The 23824-nt window shown below is 42.9% G+C and carries 20 protein-coding genes and 1 pseudogene; 12 read left to right on the top strand and 9 right to left on the bottom strand.

Annotated elements, in window-relative coordinates:
* Positions 1-84: 84 nt before the first annotated feature.
* Positions 85-498: pseudogene (locus tag MSSIT_RS07395) on the top strand (ATP-binding protein); the annotation flags it as partial.
* A 132-nt stretch (positions 499-630) separates the two neighbouring features.
* Here the strand turns inward: MSSIT_RS07395 and MSSIT_RS07390 are convergent.
* Together MSSIT_RS07390 and MSSIT_RS07385 are read right to left on the bottom strand one after the other, a co-directional pair.
* Complete coding sequence (locus MSSIT_RS07390; protein WP_048171276.1) at positions 631-858, bottom strand: type II toxin-antitoxin system HicA family toxin; 228 nt, start codon at positions 856-858, stop codon at positions 631-633.
* The gene (locus MSSIT_RS07385) at positions 827-1072 is read right to left on the bottom strand and encodes a type II toxin-antitoxin system HicB family antitoxin (protein WP_011022341.1); all 246 of its coding nucleotides are present in this window, start codon (positions 1070-1072) and stop codon (positions 827-829) included. The genes MSSIT_RS07390 and MSSIT_RS07385 overlap by 32 nt, the downstream gene beginning before the upstream one ends.
* A gap of 259 nt (positions 1073-1331) precedes the next feature.
* Here MSSIT_RS07385 and MSSIT_RS07380 point away from each other — a divergent pair, with 259 nt between their 5' ends.
* The 6 genes from MSSIT_RS07380 (at position 1332) to MSSIT_RS07360 (ending at position 13456) form a co-directional block, all read left to right on the top strand.
* The gene (locus MSSIT_RS07380) at positions 1332-2738 is read left to right on the top strand and encodes an ATP-binding protein (RefSeq protein ID WP_231590466.1); all 1407 of its coding nucleotides are present in this window, start codon (positions 1332-1334) and stop codon (positions 2736-2738) included.
* A gap of 88 nt (positions 2739-2826) precedes the next feature.
* Positions 2827-2973 carry a hypothetical protein gene (locus MSSIT_RS23025; RefSeq protein ID WP_156158813.1) on the top strand — a complete coding sequence of 49 codons (147 nt, stop codon included), beginning with the start codon at positions 2827-2829 and terminating at the stop codon, positions 2971-2973.
* A gap of 286 nt (positions 2974-3259) precedes the next feature.
* On the top strand, positions 3260-5959 hold the full coding sequence (pglZ, locus tag MSSIT_RS07375; protein ID WP_048171271.1) for a BREX-1 system phosphatase PglZ type A: 2700 nt from the start codon (positions 3260-3262) through the stop codon (positions 5957-5959).
* Positions 5960-6032: 73 nt separating this feature from the next.
* On the top strand, positions 6033-8081 hold the full coding sequence (gene brxL / locus MSSIT_RS07370; protein WP_048171269.1) for a protease Lon-related BREX system protein BrxL: 2049 nt from the start codon (positions 6033-6035) through the stop codon (positions 8079-8081).
* A 196-nt stretch (positions 8082-8277) separates the two neighbouring features.
* On the top strand, positions 8278-9591 hold the full coding sequence (locus MSSIT_RS07365; protein ID WP_048171268.1) for a metallophosphoesterase family protein: 1314 nt from the start codon (positions 8278-8280) through the stop codon (positions 9589-9591).
* Positions 9581-13456: an AAA family ATPase gene (locus MSSIT_RS07360; protein ID WP_048171266.1), complete on the top strand. Its 3876-nt coding sequence runs from the start codon at positions 9581-9583 to the stop codon at positions 13454-13456. The genes MSSIT_RS07365 and MSSIT_RS07360 overlap by 11 nt, the downstream gene beginning before the upstream one ends.
* A 422-nt stretch (positions 13457-13878) precedes the next feature.
* Here MSSIT_RS07360 and MSSIT_RS07355 read toward each other — a convergent pair whose 3' ends face one another.
* Positions 13879-14547, bottom strand: coding sequence for a UvrD-helicase domain-containing protein (locus tag MSSIT_RS07355; protein ID WP_048171264.1), 669 nt, complete (start codon positions 14545-14547; stop codon positions 13879-13881).
* 528 nt (positions 14548-15075) lie between these two features.
* Positions 15076-15360, bottom strand: a complete 285-nt coding sequence (locus MSSIT_RS07350; RefSeq protein WP_048171262.1) for a type I restriction endonuclease — start codon at positions 15358-15360, stop codon at positions 15076-15078.
* 421 nt (positions 15361-15781) lie between these two features.
* On the opposite strand from MSSIT_RS07350, the gene MSSIT_RS07345 reads away from it, so the two are divergent.
* The gene (locus MSSIT_RS07345) at positions 15782-16021 is read left to right on the top strand and encodes a hypothetical protein (RefSeq protein ID WP_048171259.1); all 240 of its coding nucleotides are present in this window, start codon (positions 15782-15784) and stop codon (positions 16019-16021) included.
* Between the two features lie 322 nt (positions 16022-16343).
* Here MSSIT_RS07345 and MSSIT_RS07340 read toward each other — a convergent pair whose 3' ends face one another.
* The 5 genes from MSSIT_RS07340 to MSSIT_RS07325 form a co-directional block, all read right to left on the bottom strand.
* Positions 16344-17006, bottom strand: coding sequence for a hypothetical protein (locus MSSIT_RS07340; RefSeq protein ID WP_048171257.1), 663 nt, complete (start codon positions 17004-17006; stop codon positions 16344-16346).
* The gene (locus MSSIT_RS07335; protein WP_048171255.1) at positions 16999-17418 is read right to left on the bottom strand and encodes a DUF6884 domain-containing protein; all 420 of its coding nucleotides are present in this window, start codon (positions 17416-17418) and stop codon (positions 16999-17001) included. Before MSSIT_RS07335 ends, MSSIT_RS07340 begins: the two co-directional genes overlap by 8 nt.
* Before the next feature lies 1 nt (position 17419).
* On the bottom strand, positions 17420-17917 hold the full coding sequence (locus MSSIT_RS21755; RefSeq protein ID WP_082088907.1) for a restriction endonuclease subunit S: 498 nt from the start codon (positions 17915-17917) through the stop codon (positions 17420-17422).
* A gap of 64 nt (positions 17918-17981) precedes the next feature.
* Positions 17982-18128 carry a hypothetical protein gene (locus MSSIT_RS23020; RefSeq protein WP_156158812.1) on the bottom strand — a complete coding sequence of 49 codons (147 nt, stop codon included), beginning with the start codon at positions 18126-18128 and terminating at the stop codon, positions 17982-17984.
* A 276-nt stretch (positions 18129-18404) separates the two neighbouring features.
* On the bottom strand, positions 18405-19502 hold the full coding sequence (locus MSSIT_RS07325; RefSeq protein ID WP_048171253.1) for a hypothetical protein: 1098 nt from the start codon (positions 19500-19502) through the stop codon (positions 18405-18407).
* A gap of 467 nt (positions 19503-19969) precedes the next feature.
* Between MSSIT_RS07325 and MSSIT_RS25245 the strand changes: the two genes are divergently transcribed.
* Genes MSSIT_RS25245 through MSSIT_RS07310 form a run of 4 tightly spaced genes read left to right on the top strand, consistent with a single transcriptional unit; the run spans position 19970 to position 23694 of the window.
* Positions 19970-20140, top strand: a complete 171-nt coding sequence (locus tag MSSIT_RS25245; protein WP_156157336.1) for a DegT/DnrJ/EryC1/StrS family aminotransferase — start codon at positions 19970-19972, stop codon at positions 20138-20140.
* On the top strand, positions 20122-20865 hold the full coding sequence (locus MSSIT_RS07320; RefSeq protein ID WP_048171251.1) for a hypothetical protein: 744 nt from the start codon (positions 20122-20124) through the stop codon (positions 20863-20865). The genes MSSIT_RS25245 and MSSIT_RS07320 overlap by 19 nt, the downstream gene beginning before the upstream one ends.
* Positions 20866-20881: 16 nt before the next feature.
* The gene (locus MSSIT_RS07315) at positions 20882-22537 is read left to right on the top strand and encodes a vWA domain-containing protein (RefSeq protein WP_048171249.1); all 1656 of its coding nucleotides are present in this window, start codon (positions 20882-20884) and stop codon (positions 22535-22537) included.
* 17 nt (positions 22538-22554) lie between these two features.
* Positions 22555-23694 carry a toxic anion resistance protein gene (locus MSSIT_RS07310; protein WP_048171248.1) on the top strand — a complete coding sequence of 380 codons (1140 nt, stop codon included), beginning with the start codon at positions 22555-22557 and terminating at the stop codon, positions 23692-23694.
* Positions 23695-23824: the final 130 nt, after the last annotated feature.

Below are 23824 nucleotides of genomic sequence, written 5' to 3'. Positions count from 1 at the left end.
TCAAAATACTGGAAAAGGTGCATTGGATGAAAACCAGCTAATTCATCACAAGCCATGTGATGAATTTGACAGCCTCACGCTTCGAAATTGAGGAACAAGGGGACAGCAGAAGTTTTCTTCGATACGAAGATAATCGAGCAGTGGGGCAGCGGAATCGAGAAAATTCAAAATTACTGTAGAGAAGCAGGGCTTCCTGAGCCGGTTTTTGAAGAGTCTCAGGGTTTCAGGGTAATTTTCAGGAAAGGGATTTTCAATGAAGAATATCTCAGAGGACTCGGAATAAACGAGAGACAGATCAAGGCTGTACTTTATGTAAAAGAGAAGGAAAAAATAACGAATAAAGAATATCAGGAAATATCAAACACAATTAAGAGAACGGCTTCTCGAGACATGGCAGAATTAGTTTCTTTAAAAATATTTGAACAAATCGGCACTACAGGGAAAGGAACAGAATATTTTTTATCGGGGGCCGTAAGTGAAAAAAGAGACCTCATCTAAAGGGGACAAAGAGGACATAAAGGGGACATAAAGGGGACAAAGACGGCATAATCACGCAAAAGACTTCACAATAAATCCGATGAAGAGGTAATTGAATTCTTAACACAAAAGTTCTAACCCTTCATTTTTTGATTACAGAAGCTTGATGAACTCGTCATCGGTCATCCCGGCTTGCCGGATTATCGATTTCAATGTCCCTGCCGCAATTTCTGGATGGTTCGGGACAATAACAACGAACGTTTTATCCGGAGCCTTCTTTTTCATTTTTATGTGGCTGCCCTTCTGAGATATGACCTGAAAACCCTGGTTGTTGAGAACCTTGATGACCTCAAGAGCTGACGGGGTGGGAAGTTTTGGCATGGGAAGAGACCTCTACCGTTGTGGTAAAAACCTGTCTGGCTGCAGGAATTTTGACATCCTCGTCTTCGAGATAGAGTTCAATTGCTTCCTTCAGGTTCTCAATGGCTTCTTCAATTGTTTCACCCTGGCTTGCGATGTCAAGTTCCGGACACCAGGAGACATACCATTTTCCTTCATTATGGACAACAGCTGAAAACCTGTACGTTTCTTCCATGATTAAGAGATTTCCTCTGTGCTATAAAAAATCTCTCTTTGGAAGATGTCCCAGTTTAAGGTTTCTGGTCGAGTGGGTACTTTTCACCACACGGATCAGTATCTAATATGAAATATAATTAATTAATAATGTAATTGAATCGTATATTCAGAAACGGACAAGGAAACCTGCAAGTACAGTCAGATTATAAACGTGCCGCATAAACGTTTTTTGTGCTTTAAACAAACCCAAAGTTCCCGCAAGAATGATTATAAATATAATGATTACAAAAGTAATCATTATGCAATTCTACAACCGGCAGAAAGAGCTTGAACTTATGGAACTGCTCGATCAGGGGAAACCATCTTTTCTCGTCATAACCGGGAAGAGAAGGGTAGGGAAAACCGAGCTGATCAAGCAGTTCACAGGGAACAGGAAAGCACTTTACCTTTTTGTTGACAGCAACAAGAGCATTGACATCCTGATGGACGAGTTCGACCGACTTTTAAAGGAGAAACTGGACCTGCCGGATTACATAAAAGTCGATGAACCGGAGAATTTCCTCAAATTCGTCACTTCTTATGACAGGGACCTGATAATAGCGATTGACGAATTCCAGAGGTTCCGGAAAGTGTACCCTTCTTTCATTACTCAACTGCAGCGGTACTGGGACATGAAGCCGGATAATTGCAGGGTCTTTCTTATCGTATCCGGGTCTTCGATTGGCATGATAAGAAAAATCTTCATTGAAGAACAGGCTCCACTCTTCAAACGTGCCGATAATATACTGACTATAAAGCCCTTTACGGTCCCTGAGACATTTGAGATGCTCGATGACATGGGCATAAAAGATCCGGAAGAAAAACTGAATCTGTACTTCCTTTTCGGAGGGACGATCTATTACTATCGCCTGTTTGAAAAGTATCAGTGCACAGGATTTGACGATGCCCTTGAGAAGCTGATATTCAGCGAGTTTGCACCCCTTAAAAATGAAGTGAGGGACATTCTGATTGAAGAATTTGGAAAGGAGCACTCCACATATTACGAGATAATTTCAGCAATATCACAGGGAAAATGCTCGATGAGCGAGATCTCGGATCTGACACATGTCTCTTCTAGCTCATTGTCATCATATTTTTACGACCTCATAGACCTGCTGGGAGTAGTGGAACACCGGATACCTGTCATGGACAGGCCTGAAAAAAGCAAGAGAGGACGGTATTTCCTGAAGGATAATTTCTTCAGGTTCTATGGCCGCTTCGTATATCCTGTGTACAGCCAGTATATGGCAGGCAATTATTCTCCCATGCTGGAAAAGGTCCGGAAGGAATGGCAGAGTTATACGGGCAAGATATTCGAAGATATTGTTCGTGAACTGCTGGTTGAAAAGCTGATAAACGATTATCCGGATATTGGGAGCTGGTGGAACCGAAAGGGGGATGAGATTGATATTCTTGGAATAGACCACGAGGGGAAAAAAGTCCTGGCAATTGAAGTCAAGAATAAAGAACTGGATGAGAGCGAGGCAAGAGAGATTCTGGAGTTAACACTCGATAAAACAAAATTAGTAAGAGGAATATCGGGTCAAAAATTGAAAGTAGGGATAGTAGCCAGAAAGGTCAAAGGCAGAAAACACCTGGAAGGTGATGGATTTCTTGTATGGGAACTGGAAGAGCTTATTCCATAATTAATAGAGTAAGGGGTAGCGGAATAGAGAAGATTCAAAATTACTGTATAATATACCCAACACAATTAAGAGAACGGCTTCCCGGGATTTGGGAAAATTAGCCTCATTAAAAATATTTAAACAGATTGGCACTATCGGAAAAGAAATAGAATATGATCTATCAGGAGTTGTAGGTAAAAAAGGAGAGATTTCCTGGGGACAAAAGGGACGTAAAAGGGATATAAAAAGAACATAAAAAGGACAAAGAATAAGCAAAACTGCCCATCTTTTATGGCCAATTAAGAAATAAATCATATGGTACTGAATTTCAAACAGTGATATAAAAAACTGGTCTCATAATTTTATTCCTTAAAACTAACAGATTATGAGAAAAGGATATATCTGAAAAGGATATTAAGCGTCCTTTCATCCATAAAATTAGCAAAATTTTTTAAAAATCAAAGAGTATTTCAGGGATAAAGTCTCTAAATCTGTAGTTCTCAATTGAGCCCTTCCAGACTAACAGCAGGATATGGATTTTCATGGTCAACGTAGAAAAAACCAGCAGTAGTATACTCAAAAAATTTTCTCCTTCAGAACTCAAAGACTATGAGAAAAGAAAAATAGTCTTCTGGTACGACAGAGACAAAACCGCCTGGGACCAGGAGAAGCAGGCTCCTGGAGAGGAGCTTGAAGAAATAATCCAGTTCCTGAAAGAAAAAGACATCAAATTCCATATCCTTGACAATAACTATTTTGAGACTAAAAAACTCCTTGAAATCAAAGACCCGGAGTCAAATTACCTTATCTATTGCCCGGACAAAGAAAGAGTACACGAAGCAAACTGGCTTTTTGATATCCAGCTTTACTCATCCAGATTCGAAAACAGCCGGATTTCAGACATCAAGAGCGAGTTTGAGATTGACGGGCATGAACTGGACGAATTCTTCACTAAATATGAGAAATTCTTTGGAAACCAGAAAGAAAGAGTCCAGCCTTTAAAGAAGCTCTATCAGAAAGACTGGCGTGAAAAAGAGTTTATTCTGGGCATGCTGGCTGTTTTTTCAAAAACGCAGGCTCCTGAATTCAAACAGATTATAAGAGACATCATGCTCAGGTCCCTGGATGAAGCTGAAAACCCGGTATGGGAGAACATCTCAAAGTTCGGACTGGAGGAGAACTTCTGGGAACTTACAGAAGAGGACTTTGGATTTTCGGCAAAAAATCCTACCCTGAAGAAACTTTTCCTTAGCTTCATGATCACACACATAAAGCGGTATTCCGGAATTTCCCTTTCAGGTTATGACCAGTATCTGAATCGAAAAGAAAATGAGTGCCAGATCTTCCTCAAGCACTGGATGGACAGCTCACGGGATTCCAAAACATTTGAGAAATATACAAGGGACATCCTTGAAGAAAACGGCCAAGACCTGGAAAAGAATCTGCAGGCAGCACTTGATAAAAGAGATGTACAGACATATCTTGAAGCCGAAGCTGTTGAGACCTTTGATAAAGCTCTAATAGTTCACATACTCAAATCCCTGAACAGTCCTGTAGATTCGACAGAAGAGGACTTCAAAAACTATCTTTCCTGGATAGATACCCGCCGGACGAAGCACTGGTTTTCTGAGTATGAGAATATATACAATGCGCTTGAGTATGCCGTTAAGCTCTTCCAGTTTGCCCAAGAACATTACGATAATCCAAAAGCAGCTGACGCACTTGAAAACATTCCCAGCTTGTATGAATTGTTCAAAGCGTATGCTAAGACTTACTATCAAATCGATTATCTCTACAGGAAATTCTACTATTACTATGATAAAGAGCAGGAAAAGGATATCCTAAAGAAAAGCCTCAGGCCCCAGGTCGAAGATCTTTACACCAACAAGCTGCTCGGAAGACTGTTATTGAAATGGAGCAGCCTTATTGATTCCAAGCTCGATGGACAGTGGAAAATTGAGCTTGCAGAAAGCCAGAAGGATTTCTACAAACATCATGTAAATAAGATCTTGCAAAAAGATGACAGGAACAGGGTTGCAGTTATTATTTCTGATGCACTTCGCTACGAAGCAGCCGCCGAACTTTTTGAAACCATTAACAAAGATACATGGGGAATTCCCGAACTCAGCTACATGGCAGGAGTTTTACCCTCATACACGAAGCTCGGAATGGCAAGTTTACTTCCCCACAATGCTCTGGAATATAGAGGAAGAGAAATTTTTGTAGACGGCATAAGTTCTGAAGGGCTTGAAAATAGGAACAAAATCCTGCAGAGTAAATACAAAGATTCGCTTGCATTTAATTATGAAGATTTCATGAGGTACAGCCGGGAAGAGGCAAGAGAACTCATCAAGGGAAAAAGAGTCCTTTACATATATCACAATAAAATAGATTCAACGGGGGATAAACAGTCTTCGGAAAATAGCGTTTTCAGTGCAGTTGAAGAAACAATTCTAGATGTCAAGAAACTTGTCAAGCATTTGAGTGATACTTTAAACACCACAAACATAATTATCACAGCAGATCACGGTTTCCTGTACAGAAGAGATGATATGGAAAATGCAGATAAAGTGGATACCTCTTTATTTGACAAATCTCGCATAATTGACACAACAAAAAGATTTATCCTGAGCGACCAGGAATTTGCAACGGATAATTCACTGGATAACATACACGGATTTGATATGCGCCATATGCTCGGGAAGGACCATACTCCCCTTTTTGCCTATGTCCCTAAAGCAGACCTCAGGTTCAAACTTCAGGGAGGTGGACTCAATTTCGTGCATGGTGGAGCCTCCCCCCAGGAGATTGTCGTTCCTGTTCTGACATATAACCATAGGCGGAATGAAAAGACTATTGATAAGAAAGGTATCAAACACGGTAAGGTCAATGTCTCAGTAATAAACGATCGGAAAAAGATTACAAGCAGCAAATTTAAAGTAAAGATTTTCCAGACCGAAAAAGTAACCGATAAAATGAAACCCCGCACCATCAAAATTTCTCTATGGGATATTGATGGTGGGCAGGAAAAAATGGTCAGCGATGAAAAAATCATTATTGCCAATAACGAATCCGATGAGCCCGAAGAAAGACAGTATAATATCATGCTCACCCTCGGAAACAATCTTGAAAACAAAACATATTACCTCAGGCTGATTGATGAAGACCCGGCTGAAATAAAAGATATTGCACTGATTCCATTCGAACTTGACCTTCTGATTGGCGATTTTGATGATTTTTAAGTTGAAAAGTAAATTATGCACAAAAATTAGGGATAAAAAAGAGTGTAAGGATATTTAATTGGGACAGGATAAAATGACCGAAGAAGCTCTTGAGACAGCAAGCCTCGAAACCGACAGAAAATTAATCCAGCATTTTCCTGGCAGAGTCGTACGAAAAGACCTAACAAAACTGCTGAAGGTCGGGCATAATGTCCCTGTCTACGTGCTGGAATACCTGCTCGGCTCTTACTGTGCTGATGAGGACGAAGAAGTAATCCAGGAAGGCATCCAGATAGTAAAAAATATCCTGTCCCAGAACTATGTCCGGCCTGATGAAGCCGAAAAGATCAAGTCGAGGATTCGTGAGACGGGCTACTATACGGTTATTGACAAAATCACGGTTATGCTCAATGAAAGGAGAGACATATACGAAGCCACATTTTCCAATCTCGGGCTCAAAAGCATTGAGATCGACTCTGATTATGTCATAAAATACGACAAGCTTCTCGGTGGCGGGATCTGGTGCATGATCAAGATGGAGTATTCAACAGAATCAGCTTCTTCACCATTCATTATATCCAGTTTAAAGCCCATCCAGATCCCGAATGTGAACATCCAGGAGATCCTGGTTGAAAGGAAGAACTTCACCAAAGATGAGTGGATCGATGTCCTTATGAGGAGCATCGGGATGGAACCAACCCAGCTCGAAGCTTCCACAAAATGGCATATGCTCGAAAGGCTCGTCCCTCTTGTAGAAAATAACTATAACCTCTGTGAGCTCGGTCCGAAAAGTACAGGAAAATCTCATGTTTACAAGGAAATATCCCCGAATACCATCCTGATGTCCGGAGGACAGACCACAGTTGCAAATCTTTTCTACAACATGGCCACCCGACAGATAGGACTTGTTGGGTACTGGGATGTTGTGGCATTTGATGAAGTCGCAGGAATCCGTTTCAAAGACAAGGACGGAATACAGATCCTCAAAGATTACATGGCCTCCGGCTCTTTTGCCAGAGGAAAAGAGCAAAAGAATGCGAATGCTTCCATTGTTTTTGTTGGAAATGTCAACCAGAGTATTGAGTCCTTATTAAAGACCTCACACCTGTTCTCTCCCTTCCCTGAAGCCATGAACAGTGATACCGCCTTTTTCGACAGGATGCACTATTACATCCCTGGTTGGGAAATCCCTAAATTCAGGCCTGAACACTTCACGGACAGGTACGGGTTCATAGTTGACTATATTGCAGAATTCTTCAGGGAAATGCGAAAGCGCTCTTACGCCGACACCATAAACAGGTTTTTTAAGCTAGGGAACAACCTGAACCAGCGGGATGTAATTGCTGTTAAAAAAACCTTCTCGGGCCTAATGAAACTTATTTATCCGGATGAAAATATCACCAGAGAACAGGCACAGGAGATTCTTGAGTACGCCCTCACAGGAAGAAGGCGTGTAAAAGAACAACTCAAGAAAATTGGGGGGATCGAGTTCTTTGATGTCAACTTCTCTTACATTGACAATGAAAACCTGAAAGAAGCTTTCGTGTCCGTTCCAGAAAGCGGTGGGAACAAAATAATCCCTTCAGGCATTACAAAACCCGGAGAAACCTATGCTGTTGCAGCTACCGACTCCGGCAAGATAGGGATTTACAAGTTTGAAGTTCAGGTAATTGCTGGTTCGGGAAAATACGAAAAATCAGGCACAGGATCAAATTCTCAGACCAAGGAATCCATAAAAACAGCTTTCAATTACTTCAAAGCCAATGCAAAATCCATAAGCCAGAGCATCTCTGTAAAAGAAAAAGATTATTTTTTGCATGTCCAGGACCTCTACGGAGTTGGCATGTCAGAAGAACTTGCTCTTCCAGCCTTCATAAGCCTTTGCTCAGGAGCATTGGAAAGATCTCTTCAGGAACAGACCGCAATTCTAGGAAGCATGACAATCGGAGGCTCTGTAGGTGTACTTGAAAACCTTGCCGGTCTTTTGCAGGTCTGCCTTGATGCAGGAGCAAAAAGAGTAATGATCCCGATTTCTTCTGCAGGCAAGATTGCTACAGTGCCGCCGGATCTTTTCAGTAAGTTCCAGATTTCGTTTTATGAGGACCCTATTGATGCTGTTTACAAATCTATGGCATTGATTTAATTTTATATCAAATCGAGACAAATTTGAGGTCATAGTAAACTCATATAGTTGAAGGTTTAAAGTTTTACAAGATAGTTGTAAAATTGATTATTAATTTTAAATATCTGCTTTAAAACCTTCAAACCAAAATATTTAATTTGTTTTAAAATATACAGCTGGAGGTATAAATTTTGTATGTATGTTAGGGGTACCTCCAATGAAAAAAAGAGAACTGTCGGCTGATACTGATAGGAATGGGACTTTGAGTTTTGTCCATACGGCTGATTTGCACCTTGACAGTCCATTTGTAGGAATTTCCGGGATTGATCAAGGGCTGGGAGAAAGGCTTGCAAAAGCTACTTTTCAGGCTTATGAAGCTATTATTGAGCTATGTATGGAAGAAGAAGTTGACTTCCTGCTCATTGCAGGGGACGTGTATGATAGTGCCGACAAGAGCCTTTATGCCCAGGTCAGATTTATAGAGGGACTCCGAAAGCTTGAAACCGCCGGAATTCAGGTTTTTATCTGCCATGGGAACCATGATCCTCTTGACGGATGGTCGGCAAGCCTGAAGTGGCCCGCAAACGTGCACACCATGGGGGGAGATAAAGCCGAAGTTGTGGAATTCAAAAAAGAAGGGGAAACGGCTGCCTTTGTTGTTGGAATGAGCTACCCGACCCGGCACATCATGAAAAACCTTGTGAAAGACTTCCCGAAAAAAGAAGATCACTGGCCGTTTACCATAGGGCTTCTCCACTGCAGCGTGGGAAGTTATCCTGAGCATGACCCTTACGCACCCTGTACCCTGCAGGATCTCAGGGAGCCTGGCTACGATTACTGGGCTCTTGGACACATCCATACTCCTTCCGTGGTTTGCAAGGAAGCTCCTGTTGTGATATATCCGGGCAACCCGCAGGGCAGGCATCCCGGTGAAACCGGAGCCAGGGGGTGCTGTCTTGTGAACGTTTCTTCCGGAGGGGCTATTTCTACAAAATTCGTCGAGACCGACTCTGTCCGCTGGCATATCAGGGAAGTTTCCATAGAAGGCCTGGAAAAAGAAGGGGAACTGGTAGAAAACCTTCAAAGCCAGCTTGACGAGATCAGGGAAAATTCAGGGGGAAGGTCTGCGATTTGCAGGCTGGTTCTCAGCGGAAGAGGACCTTTGCACCGCACTCTCAGGGAAGAGGGTTTTCTTGAAGACCTCCTCCATACTCTCAGGGAAGACGAAATCCGGAGCCGGCAGTTTGCCTGGGTAGAACGCATTGAAAATGAAACACTCTTTCCAATAGGAAGAGAACTGCTTTTGAAAAGGGAGGACTTTGTGGGAGACCTGGTTAAAATCGTGGAGGGCTTGAAGACCGATGAAGAGGCCCTGGACGAGTTTCATGAAGTTCTTGCCCCTCTCTTTAAACCCGGTAGTGGGGGAAAACAGATCTGCAAAATTGATGATGAAGAGATGAAATCCCTGCTCCAGTGCGCTGAAAATATCCTGCTTGACGCCCTGCTCACGGAGGAAGACCATGAAAATTGATGCCATTCATATCGACGGATTTGGCAAGTTTTCCAGGTTATCGGTGGAAGACCTGCCTTCCGGCATGGTCATATTAACAGGAGCAAATGAGGCAGGAAAATCAACATTATTCACTTTTATCCGGAGGATGTTTTTTGGCATCCCCAACACAAGGTGCAACCTCTATCCCCCACTTGAAGGAGGGCAGCATGGGGGAAGACTTGTTGTAATCGATTCCGAAGAGGAGCGCTGGGTCATAGAAAGGAACACAAGCCGAAAAGACGATGTAAAAGTCGTGCTTCCCGATGGGAATACCGGGAGCAAAACTGAACTTCTTAAACTCCTGGGCCATGCAGACAGGAACGTTTTTGAAAACATCTATGCTTTCGGCCTTGAAGAGCTGCAGAGTTTTGAGACCCTGAACGACCGGAGCATCAACAGCAAACTCTACAGTGCAGGCACAGGGGTCGGAGTTTCCATTCCGGAACTTGTGAAGTCCATCAACAACATGGAAAGCGACCTGTATAAACCCAGGGGCAGGAAACCCCTTATTAATGAGCTACTAAGGAAAATCAGGAAGAACAGTGAAGAAATTGCCGAATTTGAAGAGTCCCAGAAAAAATACGATACCCTTCATTTCGAACTTGAACAGAGAACCCTGGAAATTGATCAGTTAAAAGAAAAGTCCCGGAACATACGGAAAAAATTAAACCACATCCAGAACCTGCTTTCCGTCTGGGACGACTGGAGAGCCCTGCAGGAGTCAAAAACTGACCTTGGAACTTTGCCCGGGCTTGGGAGTTTCCCTGAAAAAGGGGAAGAAAAGCTTGAAAGGCTCCTGGAAAAAATTGAGGGGATAAGAGAGAACGTTTCACGGCTGGAGCAGGAACTGGATATAAATGCCGTTAACGAACGGAGCCTTTCTCCGGACGAAAGCCTGCTCGGACAGAAAGATGCGGTGCTGGAACTGGAAAGCGGGCTTGGGAAGTACAGGTCCGAAGTAAAAGCGCTCCCTTCCCTGGAAGCAAAGCTCAAGCAGGAAGAAGCCGGGCTTTCCGAGCTCCTCCTGGAACTGGGTCCGGACTGGGATGAAGAGGCTCTGGACCGCTTTGACCGTTCCATCCCTGCAAGGGAAAACGTCATCCGAATGCGAAGGGCAGTAGAAGAAATTGAGGCTAAAATAAAGGAGACTCAAAACGAGCTCAATCAGGTCCTCACCGGCATCGAGCGGGTCCTTCAGGAAAAAGACGTCTTTGAAGAAAGCCTGCTGGTGCACAGGGACCAGGTAATCGAACTTGGAAACGGAATCGAGAAATACCGGGCTGATAAGGACTCCCTCCTTTCCGAAACCCAGGAAGTCCGGGCCAGAAAAGCCGAGCTGGAGGAAAACCTTTCAGGGCTTGGGAAGGGCTGGGACGAAACTACTCTTGCCCGTTTCGAGCGTTCAACCCCTTCAAAGGAAACCGTACCTGGAAAGCGAAGGGAAATGGAAGAGGCTGAAAAAACAATCGAGAGGTGCCGCGACAGGCTCGAACTTGCCCTTGGGGAAATCGAAGAAGTCCGCGGGGAAATCGAAGCCCTGGAAGAGAAACTCGGGGCATACTCAAGGCTTCCCGACCCTGAAGAGGTAAAGCAGGGGCTTGAAGCTGTAAGCTACCTCAGGGTGAAGCAGCCTCTCCTCAGGGAAAAGGAAAGTGAACTCAAAAACCTGGAAAAAGACCTGGAAAAAGAAGAGATGCTTTTTGCAGCCTTCAGGCCCCGGGAAACCGAGCATGAGGAAGGGCTTCCCCTCTGGCCTGCAGGAATGCTCCTGCTTGCAGGTGGCATAGGCCTTGCCTACGAGTACATAAACGACGCCCTGCTCCCCGGACTTGGCATATTTTTCCTCCTTTTTGCTACTTCTGCCATATACTTCCTGAAAGCCAGGAAAAAACCGTCGAGTCAGCCTTCAAGTCCTCCTGCCGGGGAGGAGCACCTGAAAGGAACCGAAGCCCGGAAACAGAAAGCACAGGACTCAAAGGAAAAGCTGTCCGGAGAGATTGCTGTCCTGACAGCAGACATGAAAAAACGGGCAAGAAAGTGCGGCTTTGAAGACATCCCCGATCCCTCGGTACGGGAGCAGAAAGCCGATGAACTGCAGAGGGTCCTGCTTGATTTGAAAACTGCCGGGGAACTGCGCCAGGGAAAGGACAAGCTCCGGAAGAAGCTGGATAAGTTAGATGCAGCTTACAAGGAACTTGAAGGTAAGCTGAAAGCCGGAGAGGAAAGGCAGGAAGAGGTTCGCCAGGAATGGAAAGAATGGCTTCTTTCTTCAGGACTCGACCCGGAACTTTCTCCCGAGCATGTACTTGACCTCCTTTCAGCGATCAAAGCCTGTCTGGAAAAGCAAAAAAATATCAAAGAACTGGAAAAACAGGTAAAGTTCAGGGAAGCTGCTGTTAAAAAGTACGAAGAAGAAGCCCTTGGCGTTCTGGAAGCCTGCGAAAGGCCTGTTTCGGGAATCGCATTTGACAGTGAAATAGCAAAGCTCAGGGAGGACGTAAGTTTTGCATTTAACCAGGCCGAAAGGATGAGGACTCTTGAACTTGAATCCGAAAGCCTTGAGCGTAAAAAAGAAGAGCTCGAAGCCCGGCTCCTTGAGGAAAGAACGCAAAGGGACGCCCTCTCCGAAAAGTGGACCGGCTGGCTTGGAACTTACGGGCTTGATCCCTCGCTTTCCGTGGAAAGCGTGCTTGAAATATTTTCAATAATCGGAAGATGTTTTGACAGGCAGCGGACGATCCGGAACCTTGAGGAACAGATAGTTTCCGGCAAAACTTCGATAGAAGCCTATGAAGTAAAGGTGAGCGGGGTCCTGCAGGAATGCAGACGTCCGTTTTCCGGGCTTTCTTTCGATACCCAGGTTGAAAAACTCCGTTCGGACCTTGTAGAGGCATCCGATGAAGCAAGGAAACTGGAGCAGCTGAAAACAAGGTCAAAAGAACTCGAGATCGAACTTCAGGCAGCCCGGGAAAAGTCTGAAGCAGCTGAAAAAGACCTTGCAGCCCTTCTTGAGTCCGGCTCCGCAGCAACGGAAGAAAAATTCCGTGAAAATGCACGGCACTGGGCTCGGCGAACCGAGCTCGAAAACAGGATAAGGGAAGCTGAACAGCAGATCAGGAGGGTTTCCGGGGACGGGGAAAAGTATGAGCTTTTCATAGAAGAACTGCAAGCTTCCGATCCCCTGGGCCTGGAAGAAGAAAACCGCAAGCTGGAAGAATGCCTGGAAACCCTTGAACAGGAAACCTCCGAGATCATGGACAGGCGCGGAGCGATAGGAAACCAGATTGAACAGCTCGAACACGGGAGTGAAGGTTCCCTGGCAAGGGTAATGCAGGAAAGCCTGCTTGAAGACCTTCACGAAAAGTCAAGGAAATGGGCATCCCTGGTCCTTGCCCAAAAAGTCCTTGCCAGAGCCGTCGAAGTCTATGAAAAGGAAAGGCAGCCCGCAGTCATCGTGGAAGCCCAGTCCTTTTTCTCAAAGATCACCGGAGGCAGGTACACGCGGATTTATTCCCCGCTCAACTCTTCCGAAATCTACGTTGAAGACCGGGAAGGCCGCCAGAAGAGCGTCCAGGAACTCAGCCGGGGAACAGCCGAACAGCTTTATCTCTCTCTGCGTTTCGGTTTTATCAGGGAATTCGGGAGGCATTCGGAATCTCTTCCCATCGTATTTGATGACGTACTGGTAAACTTTGACCCCGAACGCTGCAAAAGTACCTGTGAAGCCATAAAGGACCTTGTCCCGGGCAACCAGCTCTTTTATTTCACCTGCCACCCCGAAACCGTACAGATGCTTGCAGGAAGGTTCCCGGAAGCCCGGGTTGTAGACCTTGATGCGGTGTAAAAAGAGCCGAAGATCAGAGAGATTAAATGGAAAAAAGTTGGACAAGAATAATTGAAACAAAAATGCTTTGCATAAATTACTGTGAAAATATTTCACAAAGGAACCGGATTCTTCCCCGGCTCCTGAATACTATCTTTTTTATTTGACAAAGAACTTCGAGAATTATACATTACGCCAGAATTTCAGGATCGTCTGTATCTGGATTGTTTTTTGCGGTTTCGAGCAGCTTTTCAATAATTTTACTTTTCAAATCAGCTGTTCCCTGAATCTGTTCAAGTGGATATGCAAATGTTTTTATTGACTTTGAGTTGTTGTACTCTCCTTTTTTGAAATAGGAAACTCTGAGTTTCGAAATATCCTCGTTCAGAACATTCTTTTTTTCGGATTCTTCAACCCAGAACCACTTTTTTGTTACCCAGCCTTCAAATCTGAATGACTTGGGATTCGCTGGGATTATTGTTCCAGCTACGAAAGGTCTGCCAGTCTTTCTTTTCAGCTTTCAGGGTTTTTTGCTCGTCCTTGTTTTTCAAATGGAAGGTGTTCAGTTTGATCCTGAATTCCGTGTAAAACTGCTCCCAGGCTTCTTCCCCAACAAACTCAAACAGCCCTGCTTTCCTTGTTTCCAGGTATTCCTTGAACTGGTCAATTGAGATATTCAGGTCCTTTGCCTTTGCAATCGTATTTGCATACAGGGCGGCAGTTCTTGAGGTGGTATTCAGCTCCTTATAAATCAGGATAGCTGCATCAATCTCTTCAAAAATAGTAAAGTGATCTGAAACCCCGCAGATCTCAGCGTTTTCCCGGATAAGTTCTGCACAGAAGGCATGAAAGGTGCTAACTTTTACGTCAACACCCTGTCCAAGGAGGTCCCGGACTTTCCGTTCCATGTTTATGGCAGCTTCCCTCGAGAATGTGAGAGCAAGAATTTTGTCAGGAGCGATTCCCTGCTTTTCGATCATGCAGGCAATTTTTGCTGTGATCGTTGTGCTCTTGCCTGTGCCTGCCCCTGCAAGGATTAAGAGGGGGCCTAAGCTGTGGGATACGGCTTCTTGTTGTCTGGGGGTGAGAGTTGTGAGAAGTTCTTCTAACATGCGGATGCCCTGAAACTATTTTGATTATCTTTTAGTACAAGGATTCCAACATATATAAAAAAACTATCTACTTTTGATACGGTAAAACTTCAAAATATGGACATATCAGACTTCAAATCCGATTATCTCAAATATGATTGGAGTTTTACAGTTATGTCTTATTACAAATATTCAATATATAAATAATAAAAATATTATTGAGATATTCATGAGTGTAAAAATATTTTGAATCTCATACGTACACTTAGAAACTAAATTCACAAAGTGTCTAGATGTACAGGCAGAAATCGCAGAAGCGTGATTTTCTACGTTAGATCAGCTCGTACAGAGGAAAAAAGAAGAAAAACGAAATTTATTCGTAGTAGCAGGAGACCTTTTTGATAAGTTCTGGCTTTTTGATTTTTCGGAGCCTCTAAAAAACGAGTTTCTTGCGGTTAACCAGTTTACCATTGTAGAGGACGAGAACCATCGACCCCGTTTACCAGCATACTGTGAAAAGCCCGGTTGTTGTGCACAAGGTCCTGACTTTCAGCCCTGAGCACCTTTTTTATTGCTTCTTCTCTTGGCTCCTGCCGGAATTTTCGGGTTCAGTCTGTCAACCGCAGTCCTGAGCCTGCGCAGCAGGATGACAATCCCGAAATCTTCCCTTTCAGCATCTTCCGTTTCGGGAGCGATGTCCGGACCATAAAGGTAATCGTATCCGAGCTCGGAGAGGATTTCAAGGGATGCGGCTTCTACTTCGGATTCGGGGATGATGGCAGGGATGGGGATTTCTCCTTTCTTTTTTGTCTGGTTTTTAATTTTTAAGGGCAAGCTCTCGCTCAAAAAAGAGCTTTAGCTATTGAAACAAGAGCATAAAATTAGAATTGTGTATTTCAGTAAATTTATTTAAGTGTAGCTATTTTGTTGTTTTTCTTTTGAGAAAACGAAAGTCATGAACTACTGTCAGTTGTGCCTGTTCCGGGTGGATAATTGGATTTTTTTCTTATTGAAATCCACAGAAGATGTCCTTTGATATTGAATTTTCAAAATACTAATCTAAAATAGTACTAATCGTGATAAGTACAGGCGACTGATAGTCCAATGCTACGTTTTTAGTGTATCTTTGATCGAGCTTCCGGTATGGCTATTGTCTATTCCTACCATTACCTATTTCTAACTTCTATTTCATGTAAGTCCAATTATCGCCTTCCTCATATCGAATATCATAAAACAAAATTTAGGGGAGCTGTTTATGAAAGATGAAGAACTTCTCAATCTTATCCGGTCGAACCCGAAGGCTGTTGTTTCCTACATCGAGGAACTCGAAGCCAAAAAAAAGAAGCTTGAAGCCAAAAAAGAGAAGCTTGAAGCCAGAAAAGAGAAGCTTGAAGCTAAAAATAGAAATCTCTTGATCGAAAAAGAAGTCCTTAAAGCTAAAAATTGGAAACTTGATCCCATAACTATAGAACTTCGGAAACGAATATTGCGATGATCTCTCCACCTCCTCCTCCAGCTTTAGATAGGGATATTGAATGAAAAGTGCGTATAGCTGTTTTAATATATTATTTCTGTCCGCGGTGCAATCTACCGCTTTCAAAAACTCATTAAATAAATCGGAGCCGGCAAAAGAACTGATTTGAATTCAAATCCGGTAGGCGGTTTTGAAGAAACGATTTTTGGAAAAACGGGGAAACCGTATTAGCTGTCTTTAACGTGTCTTGTCCGGCTCGACGAAGGAGAGCGGTCAGTCCTTGAAATTACAAAGAGAAATAGTCACGAAAATAGTCACAAGATAAAATAAGAGATTGAAATCTTCACTCTATAAATTTCTCGATTCCAGCGGCGTGTGATACTAAATTTTCGATTAGTCGCATATCCTCATCAGACAAAGGTTCTTTGAATAACTCATTTACCAACCAAAGTCCACTTTTGCGTATTTTTTCTTTTGGGGAAAACAAACCCAGCCAGTCAGATGAAGGCCCACATTCATCACACAGAGAAATTGTAGAGATTATTTTTGATTCGAGTTCAAGCCTTTTTTCCTGAGCTTCGACTTCAATTACAACAAAACTGAAATTTTTCTGGATATACTGGCTTACTCTCTTTTCCGTTTCTTCCTGCTTCTCAGAGTCAATCAAACCAGCGTTTTCTTTTTTTGCTTTCCTGCTGGTCAAATCTATTTCCCACTGATCAAGAAAAGGGTCTTTATCTCTGTTCAGTAAAGCTCGCCCTATATTTTTCCTGAAAATGCTTCGATCCTTGTTTTCTTTAATGAAATGCTGTTTTAACCTTGATCTTAACTGGTTTTTACCTGTATGAGTCCCTATGCGAACGACTCTGTCCATGCCGTGAGCAGTTTCTCCTTTTTCAAACAAAATATAGATTCCATTGCGAGGAATTTTTCTCTCATCAAACGGAAAACTTATCCTTTCCAGATTATTGAACCATTGGTGCAGTTGCTTGCATTTTTCACTCATTTGAACATCTCATTTTGAGGTACTGTAGCTGTTCCCCGATTTTCATTCCCTCAAGAGGGATTTGATATTTTGAAATATGAGGCAGCAGATATTTTCTGTATTTCTCACCTGCAAGGAAAATGAATTCATCCTCTTCCGGATTTGCTTCCTTTTTTAATTGGCCTATTACGCAATCCGCCCATTTTTTGATCTCTTCAGATGGCATATTGTTCAAAGTTTTATCATAAGGCTCAATTTCTCTTTCCAGATCGATCAAGCCATATTTTGCAGAAAGAATGAAAACTTTGTCAGGGTTCAAAGATTTCGCATATTTAAGGTTGTATTTGAAAAGAGAACTAATGTACAGATCTTTTGCCTTTGCTTTATAGGGCAATTTTTTACTCACGCAAGATATCAAAACAACTTTTGACATTTTAACATTCAACCCTAATTTTTCCTGACATGAGTTTTGGAAGAAGAGCATCACGAACTGAGCCGATATTCTCAGACTCTTCAAGATTGAACAATACTTTCCCCATAATATTATTGATAATATTCTCAAAAGACTCTATAACTGATCTTAATGGTAAAATAATCTTTATCTGTTTAAATGTTTTTGTTGTAATCGTATCAAAGACAGTACCATATGCGTTTTGTTTCATGTCCTGAATAAGATTCAAAATAGTCAAGAATAAGAAAAAGTCACCGTAATCGGATTTGCTTTTTAGCCCATAATTTGTCTGGTTAATCGCCATTTTCTGAAAAAGAATACAAACGTTGCCTACGGTTCCTCTGACAGTAACGACAGTTGTAAATTTGGGAAGCAACTTTGCATTACTTTTCTCAATTCCTTTTTGGGTGATTGTTTTCTCGGTAATTAATACAAAAGTACCATTTGAACTTGTTACATCCTTTGCTGAAACCCAAGGAATTCCACCATCTCAGTATTCACTGACTGATGTCTTAGGAGTTCCACCACTTAAAAGGTTCGCAAAATCAAGAATATTTCCTACTTCCCACCCCTCCGAAATCTTCCCCAAGTTCCACCTCGATGATTTCAACAACATTATTAAGAATGTAAACATTCCATTCTTCAGGAATCGTCCCGATCTCTGTTTCTTTGAATTTAGTTTCAGAGGCCAATTGCTCTCCTCCATATCATTTATTATTACTGTTGTGGGATTAGAATTAATCTTATTATTCAGGGTAAATCTTTACACATCGGTTTTGGCAGGCTGGCGTTTAGTTCTGTTTCTTCTTCTTTTGTGATATTATCGGCAAGGCCGCTCGCAGGCGAGCGGGAAAGAACGACCTGGTAAGGTGAATATGGTTGTATGGGTCATAGATATTAGTGATTCAGTCCTCTTGAGCGCAGCGAATCTTCTCTGCGGCAACTGTATCTTCTTATACATATGCTTTTTAAGAATTAGCTTTGTTCTCAGATTTCTTCTTTGAAGCTTTTTTTCTAGTTTTTTGTTTCATTTCGCCTTTTCTGTCTTCACTTGCTTTTTCCTCTACTTTTTCAGTAGATTCTTCAAGGAGGAGGCTTGTAAGAAGGTCCATATTTGTTTTCAGTTCCTCTAGCATTTCCGGGGGGAATTCTTCGGAATTTTCGGTGGCTTTCAGGGTTTTCTCAAAATAGGATATTGCTTGAGCAGGGTCACTGTTGAGGTAGGCAGATCCCACAATAAAATGCATGGGGAAGAAGTTTTCATGTTTTTCATTGAACTTTTTGTAAAAATCCTGGATTTTTTCAAATTCTTCTTTTTCCGCAAGTTCCATTATATAATCCTGGACAAGTTCAACATAATCCGGGCCTTTATCCAGCAGAAAATCAAATTTTTCAGCGTCGGTCATTAAAAAGAAACCGGTTTCAAGGTCATCTGCTACCCTGTCCTCTTCAAGAATATCTTCTAACGCCAGGTCTTCGAATAAGCTTCCCTCTCCAAAAGTATCGTCTTCATCAAAGAAATTTTCAGCTTCTTTTTTCATGAGGAGCATATCAACCTGAGCCCCGGATACGCCCATCTTGGATGCAAATTTTTTGAACTTGCGTTCGTATTTTTTCTCTTCTTCCTCTGAATAAAAGCCAAGCACATACGTGATCCACTTTACATAGGCCTGTTTTCCCTCCATCCAGGACCTGTTGTCAATGGACCACAAAACATAGTTAATGACAAGGGTGAATTCATGGTCATAAAGCAAGTTTTCCTCAAGAGGCTCAACCAGACTTTTTACGATTTCTTTTTCAAGGGGCTTTTCAAAGAAACTGATTGGTTTGTCGCGGTTCTCCTTTATATTCTTCAATGCCCTTATGACATCTTTGTCCGTTACTTTTCGGTTCGCGTTGTAGTAATAGTCGGCAATTGAAAACTCGATTTCACTCAGATAATCACTGTACTCGTATTCTTTCTCGTAAATGCTTTTAATTTCCTTTATCTCCGGCGTATCCGGCACGAGAAACTCGGACAGGGATAAATCTTCTTCAATCAATTCATTGTTTTCATCAGGATTCATAAATACTGTTCTCTGATTATTGGTTTATATGGATTTCTAATGGCTGGTCTGGAAATAAATTATTTTATGTGGTTAACTGGTTATTTTTTTCCCTTTAGCAAGGGCTTTTTCAACTCTGTTTTATCCCATTTAGATTTCTTTTGAGTTACAGCAGTTATAAGGAAATTTAATACCTTCAAATTTGTGAAGCAGATTGAAGGTAGTAGAAAAATAGGGATGGCTATCTTGCCCTTTCAGATTTTTATTTCATTCATCAAAGAATTAGTTTATATTTTTAAGATTTTATTCATAAATTTTTAAATTAACGACAATATTTTGTCCGATCATAGTAAAAAAGAAATAGTTATTTTATTTGTCAACTATAATTAGTATATTGAAAGTTATCTGCATTAATTTATATGTTTATTGAATTTGGTTTATGAACAACTTAGCTTGTCATGTTGAGACACAGTTGATCCGATAATGGCATGGTTTACAGGAACTCTGAAACTGCAGCCCTTCATATTGCACTTCTTGCACATAACATTGGAAAGGAAGCTGAAGGAATTACACGTTCTTTCACATTTATTGTCACCTCAAACAGTATTATATACACAGAAAAATCCGGGGGTAAGAGGACATGGAAAGAGAAAAGCTGATTAAACTATCGGGCCTGAATTTAGGCATTGCCGCAGCCAACATAATTACCTTTTCTCCAAGATTGGTCGGACTGGGGTTGTTAGGGACCAGTGCACTGGAAACAGCCCTTGGCACCACATTCATCTTCTTAAGCGGCGCCGGGTTAATCTACGGCAATTATGAGCTCCTTACCAGACCGGAGAAAGAAACTCAAACCAATAAAATCAGGACGGTGGAAGATTATATTGAAGCACTGAATATTCACAGGGGGCTCAAAACATTCGAAAAAACCGTTGATTTGCTGCTGGATCAGATTGAACGGCTGCAAAAAAAGAATAAAACTATCCGGGATATCCTTCTGAAGATCTTCAGTGCCTCAGAGATGAGCTACAAGAAATTTGATGCGGTCATCGCCGAGGTGGAGAAAATATTCCTTATGAATATCGGCAGCATCCTCAATAAATTGGATGCATTCGATGAAAAAGACTACAATTTCGTTAGAAAGGAATACAAAGAAGGGGCCTTTCCGGAGGAACTTGTGAAAGAAAAATTTAAAGTTTATAATGAATATATTAAGTTTGTGAAAGCTGCCACTGAAGATAATGAGCAGATCCTGCTAAAGCTTGATAAGCTGCTGCTGGAAATCTCAGGCTTAAACAGCATAGAGAGTGGCCAACTGGAGCAAATGGCCGGCATGATCGAGATCGATAATCTGATCAAACAGGCAAAATACTATAAGAATTGAAGAGGGGAGCATCGGCATGCTGAACGAAAGCAACAATAAAGTAATTTTGAAGATAATCGGAGCAGCAGTTGTAGTATTTGTCTTAGTTTATCTGGCGATTACTATAATCGGACCCAGTGAGGGATCACTTGATGACATCATTGAAGACATCAATGTGAATACAGTTTCGCATCCTATGGGCCATGTTGTTATCTCCCCGAACCTGGATGACTCCTTGACTGAAAACTTGCCTGAAATCTCCAATTACCCGCCGCAGGTTAATAACAGCACCCCCACCTACATCGAAATATTCTCCTCAACGGAAAAAGCTGGCAGCGGTGCTGATGGCTGGCTGACAGAAGTGGCCAGAGACTTCAATAGCGCGGCAATAACGATTGACGGAAAACAGGTATCTGTAAGGCTTAGAGGAATCCCCTCCGGGGAAGCCGCCGATTATATTACTTCCGGGAAGTATTTGCCGGATGCATATACGCCGTCCAATGAGCTCTGGGGGGAGATGCTCATCTCCAAAGGGGTTAAAGCCGAGTTAGTGCAAGAAAGGCTTGTCGGCAATGTTGCCGGGATCCTGCTCACCAAATCCAAGAAAGACGAGCTGGTAGACAAACACGGGGCAATCAATACCAAGACGATTACCGATGCTGTCGCGAACAAGGAACTGGCGATGGGCTACACCAATCCTTTTGCCAGTTCAACCGGGCTGAACTTCCTGATCTCATCTTTATACACCTTTGACAGCAGCAACTTATTGAGCGACAAAGCAAAATCAGGATTTGAGAGCTTCCAGATCAATATTCCCCTGGTTGCCTATACTACTCTGCAAATGAGGGAATCTGCCAAATCAGGTGTTCTGGACGGTTTTGTCCTGGAATACCAGACCTATGCGAATACACCGGATATCAGGTACTACGAATTTACTCCCTTTGGGTTCAGACATGACAACCCGATGTATGCGATCGGCGAATTATCGGGAGAGAAAAGGAAAACCCTGAACGAATTCGTTGAATTTTCCCAGCAGGAAAAGTACCAGACCCTGGCTACTGAGTATGGTTTTAACGGCTTTAACGAATACCAGTCCGAAACTGAACCCGTCAGCGGCGATGTGATCTTCCAGGCCCAAAAGCTCTGGAAAGAAAAGAAAAAACCTATTTGTGCAGTATTTGTTGCCGATGTCTCCGGCAGCATGATGGGCGAGCCGCTGAACAATTTGAAAGATTCATTGCTCAGAGGTCAATATTACATCGGCGAGGACAATATGATTGGCCTGGTATCATATTCCAATGATGTCAATATCGATCTGCCGATTGCCAAATTCGATCTGAACCAGAGAGCCTCGTTTGCCGGAGCGGTTAATGATTTGCAGGCTGGCGGCGGCACGGCAACCTTCGATGGGATTGCTGTCGCCATGAAGATGATTCAGGAACAGCGGGCTGCAGATCCCAATATTAGACCTGTTATCTTCGTTCTCAGCGACGGCGAGACCAATAAAGGCCATCCGCTGAATGATATTAAAGGCATCGTGGAGGATGCTGGAATACCTATATACACAATTGGCTATAATGCGAATATCCCGGCCCTGCAGGCTATCTCCAGCATCAATGAGGCTGCCAGCATTAACGCCGATACCGATGACGTTGTTTATAAGCTGGGCAATCTGTTCAATGCTGAAATGTAAATACAGGAGGGGTTAAGATGGCTTTTACTATGGAAGTGCCCGATGAAGCGGCGATTAAGAGTGAAGTAGATGAGCAAGTTAAACCGGTATCGGAGGAAATAGCCCAGCTTCAGGCTGTGGCAGAGAGAAATGTTGCGGAAATTCTGACCCTGGATATCGATGAATTTGCCAAAAAGAAGGATATCCTCCAGTCAATCGAGTCTTTTGGGGCTGCCTCGATGAAAAGCTCGGCCGCTAAAAATTCTTTGCTGCAGGTGACAGTCGGGAACCTGTCCAGAGACGGCGACGAAGGCGGTGTTGTGGCAAAAGGCTTAATGAATTTGAACCGAGAACTAAAAGACCTGGACCCCAGCCTGGTTGATTTCACCAGGACCAGGATCTTAGGCAAGCTGTTCGACCCGGTCAGGGACTATTTTGCCAGATACCAGAAAGCAGATTCGGCAATTGCGGATATCATTGTCTCTCTGGACAAAGGGAAAACAATTCTGAAAAACGATAATACTACTCTGGAGCTCGAACAGCAGGCATTGCGCAATTTGACTAAAAAGTTAATGAAAGAGGTCCAGCTCGGTACCCTGATGGACAAATCGATTGAAACGCAGATCGGAGCGGCTAAAGCCAGGAACGAAGACCCGGAAAACGTTAAATTTGTCACTGAAGAAGTCCTATTTCCCCTGCGGCAGCGGATTATGGATATGCAGCAGATGATTGTCGTCAATCAGCAGGGTGTAATGGCGACAGAGCTGGTGATAAGAAATAATAAGGAACTGATGCGCGGGGTAGAAAGGGCCAAAAATGTGACGATTACCGCCTTGCGGACCTCAGTGATGGTTGCCGGGGCCCTCTATAACCAGAAGATTGTCCTGAAGAAGATTCAAATGCTCAATGAGACCACGAATATTATCATCAGCAGCACCTCCCAAATGCTGAAGGAAAATGGGGTGGAAATCCAGAAACAATCAATGGAAAGCAATATCTCTGTCGAGACGCTGAAGACTGCCTTTGCCGATGTCATGGAAGCGCTGGATTCCATCAGCACCTATAAACAGGAAGCTCTGCCCAAAATGCGGGATACTATCAATCAGTTCAAGGAACTGGCCGCCAAAAGCGAAGAACAGATTCAGCAGCTGGAGAAGGGTCATAAACTGGAGTTATAGCTGAAGAAAGCCGATGCCTGCAGGGCTGTTCAGGCTGGGATGGGTAGATATTCAATATGTAAACTCCTTGAGGCGAGTGGAACAACTGCGAGAAAGCAAAATTTGGTACACATATTCTCTTGTTGGAGCA

This window comes from Methanosarcina siciliae T4/M (assembly GCF_000970085.1).
GTDB lineage: Archaea > Halobacteriota > Methanosarcinia > Methanosarcinales > Methanosarcinaceae > Methanosarcina > Methanosarcina siciliae.
Note: the sequence above shows the minus strand (reverse complement) of the source record. Positions and strands in the feature narration are given on the sequence as shown.

Bases quoted from the DNA above. Each gene is read 5' to 3' on its own strand.
- MSSIT_RS07345 (WP_048171259.1), top strand. From the start codon at position 15,782: ATGAAAGATGAAGAACTTCTCAATCTTATCCGGTCGAACCCGAAGGCT.
- MSSIT_RS07325 (WP_048171253.1), bottom strand. From the start codon at position 19,502: ATGAATCCTGATGAAAACAATGAATTGATTGAAGAAGATTTATCCCTG.
- MSSIT_RS07320 (WP_048171251.1), top strand. From the start codon at position 20,122: ATGGAAAGAGAAAAGCTGATTAAACTATCGGGCCTGAATTTAGGCATT.
- MSSIT_RS07340 (WP_048171257.1), bottom strand. From the start codon at position 17,006: ATGAGTGAAAAATGCAAGCAACTGCACCAATGGTTCAATAATCTGGAA.
- MSSIT_RS07335 (WP_048171255.1), bottom strand. From the start codon at position 17,418: ATGTCAAAAGTTGTTTTGATATCTTGCGTGAGTAAAAAATTGCCCTAT.
- MSSIT_RS07365 (WP_048171268.1), top strand. From the start codon at position 8,278: ATGAAAAAAAGAGAACTGTCGGCTGATACTGATAGGAATGGGACTTTG.
- MSSIT_RS07390 (WP_048171276.1), bottom strand. From the start codon at position 858: ATGCCAAAACTTCCCACCCCGTCAGCTCTTGAGGTCATCAAGGTTCTC.
- MSSIT_RS07360 (WP_048171266.1), top strand. From the start codon at position 9,581: ATGAAAATTGATGCCATTCATATCGACGGATTTGGCAAGTTTTCCAGG.
- brxL (WP_048171269.1), top strand. From the start codon at position 6,033: ATGACCGAAGAAGCTCTTGAGACAGCAAGCCTCGAAACCGACAGAAAA.
- MSSIT_RS07315 (WP_048171249.1), top strand. From the start codon at position 20,882: ATGCTGAACGAAAGCAACAATAAAGTAATTTTGAAGATAATCGGAGCA.
- pglZ (WP_048171271.1), top strand. From the start codon at position 3,260: ATGGTCAACGTAGAAAAAACCAGCAGTAGTATACTCAAAAAATTTTCT.
- MSSIT_RS07380 (WP_231590466.1), top strand. From the start codon at position 1,332: ATGATTACAAAAGTAATCATTATGCAATTCTACAACCGGCAGAAAGAG.
- MSSIT_RS07355 (WP_048171264.1), bottom strand. From the start codon at position 14,547: ATGTTAGAAGAACTTCTCACAACTCTCACCCCCAGACAACAAGAAGCC.
- MSSIT_RS25245 (WP_156157336.1), top strand. From the start codon at position 19,970: ATGGTTTACAGGAACTCTGAAACTGCAGCCCTTCATATTGCACTTCTT.
- MSSIT_RS07310 (WP_048171248.1), top strand. From the start codon at position 22,555: ATGGCTTTTACTATGGAAGTGCCCGATGAAGCGGCGATTAAGAGTGAA.
- MSSIT_RS07385 (WP_011022341.1), bottom strand. From the start codon at position 1,072: ATGGAAGAAACGTACAGGTTTTCAGCTGTTGTCCATAATGAAGGAAAA.